Raw genomic sequence first — 1,763 nt, forward strand, 5'->3', positions numbered from 1 at the left:
CGCCGAACTCGGAATTTGCAATTACGTTGAACTAGCTACAATTCAAGATGGATTTCAACAAAACCAGTACGACACAGGAACGTTGTTTTGCTGGTTTTGTTTGTATTTACGTATTATCTTTAAGAAGAGAGTTTCAACGAATAATATCACGCTCAAACTCTGCAAAAACAGCTATCATACCAAATCAGGGCAATCATCATTTGCTCCATTAATCTTCTTGATGTAAATACGTTCGCAGCCGGTATTATGATGTACAAGCCCTATACGATACAGGAATTATCCAAGGTGTTTCAGCTACTAAGTTTACGCCATATGGCACACTCACACGTCAACAGGCTGCACTTATGTTAGAACGAACTCTAGAATATCTAGGTGTAGAAAAAGAGTCAAATATAGGGCTCTACCCCATCGCTATCAAGCTAAGAAAAGTAAATACCCCCAGAACGAAATTTTGTGCTAACTTGTAGCAAAAAAGCTCATTTTTTTGTTTTGGGGTAATTCTGAATTCTTAAGTTGATTGGCATGTGGCGGTACCCCTGATAGGGCATGCGATAAAGTGCTATTAAATTCGAGGAAGCCAAAGTATAAAAGGGGCATTTATTGCAGCTCGAATATCTTTTACTGATTTATTGCATATAAAAGTAGCTGCACAAAAGTACAGCCACTCTTTTCTTGAAAACATTATTAGAAAAGATCAAAAGGTATACGTACCTTTTGAAGTGTTAGAATACTCCTGAAGAAATAAATAATTCTAATTATAAAGGGCAGTTAATATTAATTCGTTTTTGGTATAGGTTTTGATCATTATAAATCCAATTTTTCTAGTTTTGGGACGTTTCATTTACAGAAGATAGGTAATAACAAAATTTTCTCAATAAGGAATTTACTGCTTTTAATATAATTTTTTAACAATTCATGGTATATCTGTATTAAGGGGACCTTTTCGGTTGATTAGGGAGAAAGATTATAAAAATGATATGGGAGGAACAAAAAATGTCATTGAAAAAGAAATTAGGTGTTGGAGTGGTTTCAGCTGCTCTGGGTTTATCTTTAATTGGTGGGGGAACATATGCATATTTTAGCGATCAAGTGGTAACAAAAAATTCATTTGCTGCAGGTACATTGGATTTAGCTATGCAGCCAACTACTTCACTTAACTTAGAAAATTTAAAACCTGGGGACAAAATATTAAAGAAATTCAATTTAAAAAATAGTGGTACATTAGATATTAAAGATATCATGATGAAAATAGACTATACTGTAAACGATTTAAAACAAAATAACACTACAGAAGATTTAGGTAAACATATTAAAGTACAATTTCTTTGGGATTGGGATCCTGCAAAAAGCCCTGTATACGAGACAACTCTTGCAGAACTAAAATCACAAAGCCCAGAGATTGCCTCCAAAAAAGTATTTCATTCTAAGTGGACTGAAACAGGAGGATTAAAACCTGGGAAAATGGATTGGTTTTGGATAAAGTTTATATTTGAAGACAACGGAACAGATCAAAACGTGTTCCAAGGGGATAGTATTGCGCTAAAAATGGAGTTCCAAGCCAATCAAACAGATGGACAAGAAAGATAAATGTAAGAGCATAATACTGGTAAAAAGTAAAACTGAGCTTATGCCTTTTAATAATTTAAAAGAATGATTACTACATATCGGTTCGGGTGCAAAAATCGCAAGACTCTTGCAAGTAATCTCCTAAACTTGGACATACTGATAGTATGACTCTAAAAAAGGTGCGTGATCAGTATGGA

General features: G+C 34.2%; 2 protein-coding genes and 1 pseudogene. All 3 read left to right on the forward strand.

The window, feature by feature from the left end; translation table 11 throughout:
• Window positions 1-226 (forward strand): hypothetical protein (locus B5P40_RS33130; protein WP_220089777.1); only part of this gene is annotated, 226 nt, incomplete at its 5' end.
• A 31-nt stretch (window positions 227-257) separates the two neighbouring features.
• Window positions 258-467, forward strand: a pseudogene (locus B5P40_RS34235) (S-layer homology domain-containing protein); the annotation flags it as partial.
• 526 nt (window positions 468-993) lie between these two features.
• A complete protein-coding gene (locus B5P40_RS32170) occupies window positions 994-1,587 on the forward strand; it encodes a TasA family protein (protein WP_002191687.1) in 594 nt (197 codons plus the stop codon).
• Window positions 1,588-1,763: the final 176 nt, after the last annotated feature.

The organism is Bacillus sp. SRB_8 (assembly GCF_003264205.1).
GTDB classification, from domain to species: Bacteria; Bacillota; Bacilli; order Bacillales; family Bacillaceae_G; genus Bacillus_A; species Bacillus_A mycoides.

Excerpts from the sequence above, each read along its gene's own strand:
- B5P40_RS32170 (WP_002191687.1), top strand. The coding sequence starts at position 994 with ATGTCATTGAAAAAGAAATTAGGTGTTGGAGTGGTTTCAGCTGCTCTG.